The sequence below is a fragment of the Paraconexibacter sp. genome, from assembly GCF_041602235.1.
In the GTDB taxonomy this organism is placed as follows: Bacteria; Actinomycetota; Thermoleophilia; order Solirubrobacterales; family Solirubrobacteraceae; genus Paraconexibacter.
Genome location: NZ_JBFIGP010000163.1, coordinates 1 through 8561 on the forward strand (window position 1 = coordinate 1; position 8561 = coordinate 8561).

The 8561-nt window shown below is 74.2% G+C and carries 4 protein-coding genes and 1 pseudogene; 4 read left to right on the forward strand and 1 reads right to left on the reverse strand.

All coding sequences use genetic code 11. The features are described 5' to 3' along the window. Positions 1-2: 2 nt before the first annotated feature. Positions 3-3173 carry a hypothetical protein gene (locus tag ABYE80_RS13225; protein WP_372790753.1) on the reverse strand — a complete coding sequence of 1057 codons (3171 nt, stop codon included), beginning with the start codon at positions 3171-3173 and terminating at the stop codon, positions 3-5. Positions 3174-3258: 85 nt separating this feature from the next. Between ABYE80_RS13225 and mnmA the strand changes: the two genes are divergently transcribed. From mnmA to ABYE80_RS13245, 4 genes and pseudogenes are all read left to right on the forward strand, one after another. Beyond that, positions 3259-4683 carry a tRNA 2-thiouridine(34) synthase MnmA gene (gene mnmA, locus ABYE80_RS13230; RefSeq protein WP_372790754.1) on the forward strand — a complete coding sequence of 475 codons (1425 nt, stop codon included), beginning with the start codon at positions 3259-3261 and terminating at the stop codon, positions 4681-4683. Further along, the gene (alaS, locus tag ABYE80_RS13235) at positions 4680-7280 is read left to right on the forward strand and encodes an alanine--tRNA ligase (protein ID WP_372790755.1); all 2601 of its coding nucleotides are present in this window, start codon (positions 4680-4682) and stop codon (positions 7278-7280) included. Before mnmA ends, alaS begins: the two co-directional genes overlap by 4 nt. Beyond that, positions 7277-7696, forward strand: a complete 420-nt coding sequence (gene ruvX, locus ABYE80_RS13240; protein WP_372790756.1) for a Holliday junction resolvase RuvX — start codon at positions 7277-7279, stop codon at positions 7694-7696. Before alaS ends, ruvX begins: the two co-directional genes overlap by 4 nt. Positions 7697-8073: 377 nt before the next feature. Continuing rightward, a pseudogene (locus tag ABYE80_RS13245) lies at positions 8074-8561 on the forward strand (hypothetical protein); the annotation flags it as partial.

Genomic DNA, 8561 nt, shown 5'->3' on the forward strand with positions numbered 1-8561 from the left:
GGTCAGCGGACGACGCGGAAGCGCACGGTGCGCGTGGCACCGCCCGAGGGCTTGGCGCTCAGGCGGTAGCGCCCGACGGCCAGTCGCTTGCGCCCCAGCCGTCCGGTGAACCTCACCCGATTGGTGCCCTTGCGACCCTTCGCGGTCAGCCGCCCGGCCGTCCTGGTCGCGGTGCAGCGCTTGCCGCTCCGTCCCGCGGCGACGCACCGCTTGCCGCGCACGCGGCCCGGGACGAGTCGCGAGAAGGTGAGCGTGACGGCGCTGGCGCGGTCGAGCGTGAAGGTGATCGTCGTCCCGGGCTTGCGCCCGCGTGTGCGGAAGCGCGTGGAGCCCAGCTTGAGTCGAGCGAGCTTCGCCGCCACGGGAGGCCGCGACGTACCGGCCGTCGGCGGCGCCTGCGGGGCCCCCGCGCCGGTCCCGGTCGGCGTGCCGGCGCCCTGTCCGTCAGCCACGGGCGCCGGCGTGATCGGCGCCGGGGGTGCCGGGGGCGGGCACTCTCCGCGCAGGACCCTCAGGTAGACCGCGGGGAAGTCGGGGCTGCTGAACGCGGGGTCGAGGTTCGTCGATGTGCTCTGGAACGCGACGCAGTCTCCGCTGGGGGTGATCACGGGAGACAGCGAGTCCCCGTCGGCGGGTTCGCCGGCCAGTCCGGCCGCGCGGCTCACGAGCGTGGTCTGGCCGGTGAGCAGGTCACGGGTGTACACCGCTTGGGGTGATCCGGGCGTCTGGCCGTCGGCGGTCAGGGCGCCGGAGGCGTGGAAGGCGACCCGCGTCCCCGCTGCGTCCACCGCGGGCGCGCCTGCGCTGCCGGCCAACGGTCCCGCGCCGGTCGCGCGACTGACCGCGAGGGTCTGACCCCGCGCGATGTCACGCACGAACACCTGCGGATTCACGAAGGTCTCGCCGAGGTTCTGCGCGCGGGACGCGAAGGCGGCGACGCTCCCGTCCGCGTTGAGGCTCGGGGCGCGGGAGTCAGCGGCCGCCGAGGCTCCGGCGGTCCCGTCCGCCCGGCTCACCAGCATCGTGGTGCTCGTCGGAAGATCACGCACGAAGACGTGCAGCTTCCCGTCGGCCGGGGCGCCCGCGTAGGCGGCGGTGCTGTCCCAGGCGACGCGGCGACCGTCGCCGGAGATGTCCGGTTCCTGCGCGAACACCGGCGCCACGGCGCCGTTCGGGCCGTCGGCACGATCGACGAGCACGGTGGCCTGCGTCGGGATGTCGCGAACGTAGACGTGCTGGAAGCCGTCGTTGGCGGCGGGATCCAGCCCACTCCGCGTCACGAAGACCGCGCGCGCGCCATCGTCGCTGATCCGTGGTGCGCCGGCGAACAGCGTGGCGGGCTCGCCACCGGCGCCCGTCCTCCTGCTGAGCAGCGTGGTGGTCTGCGCGTCGAGATCACGCAGGTAGACCTGCCCCACATCGGGCGGGGAGTCCGGTGTCAGGTTCGTCGCCGAGAACACCACCTTCCGGCCGTCCGCGCTGATGCCCCCTCCCGAGGCGTGCGTCGAGGGAGCGCCCGTCGCTCCCGTCGCACGACTCACGAGATCGGTCCGGCCGAGCAGCAGGTCGCGCACGTATACGTTGAAGCCGGCGTTCGCGTCCGCGCCGGGTAGTGACGGCGAGTTCGACGTGAACGCCACGAACCGGCCGTCGGCGCTCACGTCCGCCGGGAACGCCGTATCCGTCAGGCGTCGCAATGGTCCGACTCCGGACGGCCGCGACACGAGCAGCACCTCTTGGCCCGGGGTGTCGAGGCGCCGCAGCCGCACCCGACTGAACCGGGCGCCGCTGTCGTCGCCGAGGTTGGTCGCCGAGCTCGTGACCAACGCGGCGGTCCCGGTGGGGTTGATCACCGGTGGATCCGACACCCCGCGATCGCCGACGACGCCGGACGGCCCCGATGCGCGATTGAGGATCTGCGTCGTGCTGGTGGCCAACTCTCGCACGTACGCCTCCCGCCCGGTTCCGCCGAGGTTGGTGGCGTCGGTGTAGAACACCGCGCGCAGGTTGCCTGCGGTGCCCCCGAGGTCGATGGAGTAGATACTCGAGTTCGCGGCCGAGGCGGCGCGGCTGACCAGCGTCGTCGCCCCTGTGTTGGGCAGCCGGACGAACGCCTGCTCCGGGTTGCCGGCCGGCAGGGCGTCGGCCGTGAGGTTCGAGGACCGCGAGAGGAACGCCAGCGCGCTCCCGTCACCGCTCCAGGCCGGGGCGAAGGAGTGGTTGTTCGCGAGCGCGGTGCTCGGGGCGTTGGGGCGGCTGGCGATGAAGAACGTCGTCGGCTTGCCGGGCTCCACGACGGCGAACATGACGTGCTGCGAACGCGCCGGGTCGTTGGTCATCGTCATGTCGCCGACCAGGAAGGCGATCGCGATGCACTCGACGTGCTGCGGCGCCGGGCAGTACGTCCCGGAGGCCGCAGGGACCGTCGTGACGTCGGGGTCGGCGGCGCGGGCGGCGGCAGGTGTCCCCGCGCAGGTGTTGTTCTTGCACGAGACGAGCTGGGTGTCCTCGAAGTTCACCCGGCGGATGTACACGCCGCCGCTGCCCGTGCCGTCCAGGTTGCTGGCCTCGCTGCGGAAGGCGACGACCGGCCCGCTGGTCCCGACCGCGATCGCGGGGTCCTCCGAGGACGCGTTGGCCGGGGTGCCCGTGGCGCCGTCGGCACGGCTGATCAAGGTCGTGCGGCCCGAGGTCACGTCGCGGAGCCAGACCTGTGGGACGTTCGGTGTGCTCACGACCGTCCCGGTGGCGTGGTCCACGATGTTCGTCGCCGTGGTGGCGAACGCGACGAGGACGTGGGGCTGGCCGCCGATCTGCGCGACCGCGAGGTCGCCGGCGAAGCTGTCGGCGTTGGCGCCGGCACCCTCGAGACCGTCCGAGCGGCTCACGAGGGTGGTCGTGTTGGTGACCGTGTCGCGCACGAACAGGTTGGTGACCCGCGGGTCGACACCGTCCGCGAAGCCGTCCGCGCGTGACGTGAACAGCGCGTAGCGACCGTCGCGGCTGACCGCGCCCGTCGACGTGTCGCTGCTGTTGTCGGAGGCCGGAGGGACCGGCCCGGTTCCGTCCGGGCGCGAGACCAGGCTCGTCGAGCCAGGCGGGGCGGCGACGGCGCTCGCGGCCATGCAGAGCGACAGCACCAGCACGACCACCTGGCACATAGCCGCTCTCATGAACGGAGTGTGCCAGCGGGGTGGCGGCGCTGCAACAGTCGCGGCTCGCGCGCGTGCGGCGTCCCGGGCCTGCCACACTCGAGCCGTGGCGGACGAGCGCTTCGAGGACCACCTGACCTTCCCGCGCGGGCGCGGGCACCGACCCGACGGCGCGATCGATGGCGCCGCCGGCGGCGCCCTCTGCGGGGACCTCGTCACGATCGCCCTGACCGTCGCCGAGGACCGGATCGCGGACGCGGGGTTCGACGCCGAGGGCTGCGGGGCGACGATCGCCGCGGGCAGCGCCGTGGTCGAGCTGATCCACGGCGCGCCAGTCCTGGAAGCGGCGCGCATCGGGACCACCGAGGTCGCCGCGGCGCTCGGTGGTCTCAGCGTCGGGAAGCTCCACGCGGCCGACCTCGCCGCGGACGCCCTGCACCGCGCGCTCGGGGCGGCCGTACGTACGCAGGCCGCGGTGGCGCCACCGCGCCCGGACGGCACGGGTCGGACCCTCGTGGCGATGAGCGGCGGCGTCGACTCGGCGGTCGCGGCGCTGCTCGGCGTTCGCGAGGGCGACGAGGTCTGCACGGTGACGCTCGAGCTGTGGGCCGACGACGGGCACGACGGCAGCAAGAGCTGCTGCTCGGCCGACGCCGTCCGGGGCGCCCGCGCGCTGGCGCACCGCATGGGTCTCCCGCACCTCACGCTCGACCTGCGCGCCGAGTTCCGCGCCGGCGTGGTCGACCCGTGGCTCGCGGATCACGCCGCCGGCCTGACGCCCAATCCGTGCGTGCGCTGCAACGGTCACGTGCGCCTCGACGCGATGCTCGACTACGCGGACCGGCTCGGGGCGGCGACGCTCACGACCGGCCACTACGCGCGGGTCACCCCCGACGGCCTGCTGCGCGCGGCGCTCGACGAGGGCAAGGACCAGAGCTACATGCTCGCCGCCCTGCATCCGGACTCGGTGGCGCGCCTGCGGTTCCCGCTCGGGGAGCTGCGCAAGCCCGCCGTGCGCGCGCTCGCGGAGCAGGCGGGCCTGCCCGTCGCGCGGCGTCCCGACTCGCAGGATCTCTGCTTCCTGGCTGGGGTGGGCCGCGCGGGCTTCCTGGCCCGGCACGGCGGGCTGGGGGAGACGCCCGGCGACATCGTCGACGAGCATGGCGCCGTCCTGGGGACCCACCGCGGCGCGCACCACGTCACGGTCGGCCAGCGTCGGGGGCTGGGGCTGCCCGGCGGCGACGCCGAGCCGCTGCACGTCCTGCGCACCGACCCCGAGACGAACACGGTGGTGGTCGGACCGCACGCGGCGCTGGCCACCACGACGGTCCCGATCGGCGACGTGCGGCTCTACCGGGACCCGGGACGGGTGGACCGCGTCAAGCTGCGCTACCGGTCGCGCTCGCTGCCGTGCACGCTGCGCGACGGCGCGCTGGAGCTGCACGAACCGGTGCACGGAGCCGCGCCCGGCCAGGTCGCCTGCCTGCTGGACGGCGATGTCGTGGTGGGATGCGCGACAATCGAACGGTGACCTCCGACCAGATCCGCGAGACGTTCCTGTCGTTCTTCGAGCAGCGCGATCACCTGCGCCGCCGTTCGGGGTCGCTGGTTCCCGCCACCTTCGACTCGTCGGTGCTCCTGACGACGGCGGGGATGCACCCGCTGAAGCCGTACTTCATGGGCCTGGAGGCGCCGCCGCACCCGCGCCTGACCTCGTGCCAGAAGTGCTTCCGCACGACCGACATCGAGAACGTCGGCAACACCTCCCGCCATCTCACGTTCTTCGAGATGCTTGGCAACTTCTCGCTCGGCGACTACTTCAAGGAGGGCGCGGTCGAGCTGGCCTGGGACCTCTCCCTCAACGGGTTCGGCTTCGATGCGAAGGACGTGTGGGTCACCGTCTTCGAGGGCGACCCGGACCTGGGCCTGGGCCCCGACGAGGAGGCCATCGCCGCGTGGGAGGCGATCGGCGTGCCGCGCGAGCGGATCGTGCTGTGCCCGAGGTCGGAGAACTTCTGGCAGGCCGGGCCGACCGGCCCGTGCGGGCCCTGCAGCGAGCTGTACCTCGATCGCGGACTCGCCTACGGCACCGAGGACGATCTCCCGGGCGGCGAGAACGAGCGCTTCCTGGAGTACTGGAACCTCGTCTTCATGCAGTTCGACCAGGACGAGAACGGCATCCTGACCCCGCTGCCCAACCAGAACATCGACACGGGCATGGGCCTCAACCGCATGGCCCTGATCCAGCAGGACGTCGAGACGATCTTCGACACCGACCAGTTCGTCCCGCTGATCGATCTGGGCAAGGAGCTCGCGACCGGCGAGGTCGACGACCGCGCCCTGCGGATCCTCGCCGACCACACCCGGGCGATGACGTTCCTGATCGCCGACGGCGTCGTCCCGTCGAACGAGGACCGCGGATTCATCCTGCGCCGCGTGATGCGCCGCGCGATCCAGCAGGGGCACCGCATCGGCATCGAGCCCGGCTTCCTGCCGCGGTACGTCGACCAGGTCGTCGAGCTGATGGGCGCGGGCTACCCGGAGCTCGTCAGCGAGCGCGACACGATCCTGAAGTGGGCGACCGCGGAGGAGGAGGGCTTCGGGCGCACCCTCGAGGCCGGCCTGAAGATCCTCGAGGAGCACATCGCCGCCGGCTCGCTCGACGCGGCCGCCGCCTTCCAGCTCCACGACACCTACGGCTTCCCGATCTCGCTGACGCAGGAGATCGCCGCCGAGCGCGGGCTCGAGGTCGATGAGGCCGGCTTCACCGTCCTCATGGACGAGCAGCGGGCGCGCTCGGCCGGCGGTGCCGGGGGCAAGGGCCGCGTCGGCGGGGCGGCCGACGTCGTGCGGTCGCTGTCCACGACGCAGACCGAGTTCACCGGCTACGAGCACCTCGAGGAGCACACGTCGGTGGCGGCGATCGCCGAGCGCGACGGGGTCACGTACGTGAAGCTCGCGTCCTCGCCGTTCTACGCCGAGGGCGGCGGCCAGGTCTCCGACAGCGGCGTGATCGCCTGCGAGGAAGGGGACTGCGAGGCCGTCGTGTCCGGGGTCGTGCGCGCGGGCGACGACCAGGCCGTGACGGTCGAGGTCCGGACCGGCGCGCTGAAGGCGGGCGAGCGTGTCGTCGCCCGCGTCGACCGGCAGGCCCGGCACGCCACGCAGTGCAACCACACCGCGACCCATCTGCTGCACGCGGCCCTGCGCAAGCACCTCGGAGCGCACGTGCGCCAGGCCGGCTCGGCGGTTCGCCCGGACAAGCTGCGCTTCGACTTCACGCACGGGCAGCGGCTCTCGCCCGAGGAGCTGCAGGGCGTCGAGGACGACGTGAACACCTGGATCCTCGAGAACCACCCGGTGCGCGCGATCTCCACGACGCTCGACGAGGCCAAGGCCCTCGGCGCCATGGCGCTGTTCGGCGAGAAGTACGGTGACGTCGTGCGGATGGTCGAGGTGGGGGACGGATCCTTCTCGCGCGAGCTGTGCGGCGGCACGCACGTGCGCTCGACCGCGGAGATCGGCGTCTTCAAGATCACCTCCGAGGGGTCCAGCGCGTCCAACGTGCGGCGCGTGGAGGCCGTGACGGGGCCGGCGGCCGTGACGCTGCTGCGGGAGCACGACGCGCTGCTGCGCGCCGGCGCCGACGCGCTGCGCACGACGCCCGAGCAGGTCCCCGACGCGATCAGCGGCCTGCAGGCCAAGGCGAAGGCGGCCGCGAAGGCCCAGCAGGGCGGCGGGGGCAACGGGGCGGCCGACGCCGCGACGATCGCCGCCGGTGCCCGGGACGTCGGCGGCGCCATGGTGCTCACCGCGACGGTCGACGGGGTCCCGGGCAAGGCGCTGATGGACGTCGCCGACCGCGTCAAGGGTCAGGTGAGCGGCGACGCGGCCATCGTCCTGGGCAGCGCGGTCGACGGCAAGGTGTTCCTGGTCGCCTCTGTGGCGCCGTCACTCGTGCAGCGCGGCGTCAAGGCCGGCGAGGTCATCCGCATCGCGGCCGGCATCACCGGAGGAGGTGGCGGTGGTCGCGACACGATGGCCCAGGCCGGCGGCAAGGATCCGGGCAAGCTCGACGAGGCGCTCGACGCGGCCCGCTCAGCCATCGAGTCGGCGCTCACCTCGTGAACGGCGGTCGCGTGCTCGCGCTGGACTACGGCAGCGCCCGGTGCGGCTGCGCCGTCACCGACCCCACGGGCACCATCGTGACCCCGATCGACCCGGTGCTGCGACCCGGGACCCGCAAGGGGTTCAACCGGGTGCTCGGGGTCGTGCGCGAGCGCGGCGTGAAGCGCGTCGTCGTCGGGCTGCCGGTGACGTTGCGCGGCACCGACAGCGCGCAGACGACCGAGGTCCGCGAGTTCGCGGCCAAGCTCACCGAGGCGGTCCGCGTGCCGGTCGAGCTCTACGACGAGCGGTTCACGACCAGCATCGCCGCCCAGCGCGGCGGCGCGCGCAGCGAGGACTCCCGGGCGGCCGCGGTCCTCCTCGAGGACTGGCTGACGCTCACCACGGCGCGCGATCAGGCGGAGGTCACACACTGATGGGTCTCTTCGGGGGTGGGAAGGACGGGGGCGCCGGCCGGGCCCGCGACGCGGCCGAGCGAGAGCGCGCGCGACTGGAACGCGAGGCGCGCCGTGCCGCGCGTGAGGGAAGGCCGATGCCCGAGGTGCCGCCCGAGCCCTCGCCGCCGACCGTCGAGCCCGCGCCACCGCCTGCCGCGGCCCCCGTCCCGCCGCCGGCGCCCGAGGCGCCGCCCGCCCCTGAGCGGTCGCCCACGCCCGTCCCGCCGCCGACGCCCACCCCCGTCCCTCCGCCGGCCCCCGAGCGGCCGGCCACGCGCATTCCCCCGCCGCCGCCCGAGCGGCCGGCGGCCCCCGAACCGGCGAGGCAGCCACCGCCGCCCGAGCCGTCGCAGCCCGTGCCGGACCTCCCGACGAGCGCGCCGCAGGACCAGCCCTCGCCGCGGGTCCGCCGGGTCCCCCGGGACGTCGTGCCCCCGCAGCGCGAGGCACGCGCCACGACCCCCGAGCCGCCCGAGCGCGCCGCACCGGCGCCCGTGGTGCGCTCCACCCCGCCGGCCGGCACGCCACGCCCGACGGCGCCGCCCGCGGCGACGACCCCGGCCCCGGCTCGCGCGGCCGGCGAGACGGAGGACTTCGAGGCGCCGGCCGGCGTGCGTCGCGTCGCCAAGAGCGCCATGGGCCCGGTCGCCGAACAGGGCGCCCCCGGTGGGCGCCGCAGCGTCCTGGGCCAGGGAGGCCAGCGGCCCACGGGGCGCGGCCACCGCCGCGGGGCGCGCCGGGTGGTGCTCCTCCTCGTCCTGCTCGTCGTCGCCGCGGTCCTGTGGTTCGCGATCTCGCTCATGCAGCCGTTCGCCGGTGACGGCAAGGGCACCGGCGCCGTCAA

Bases quoted from the DNA above. Each gene is read 5' to 3' on its own strand.
- ABYE80_RS13225 (WP_372790753.1), bottom strand. From the start codon at position 3,173: ATGAGAGCGGCTATGTGCCAGGTGGTCGTGCTGGTGCTGTCGCTCTGC.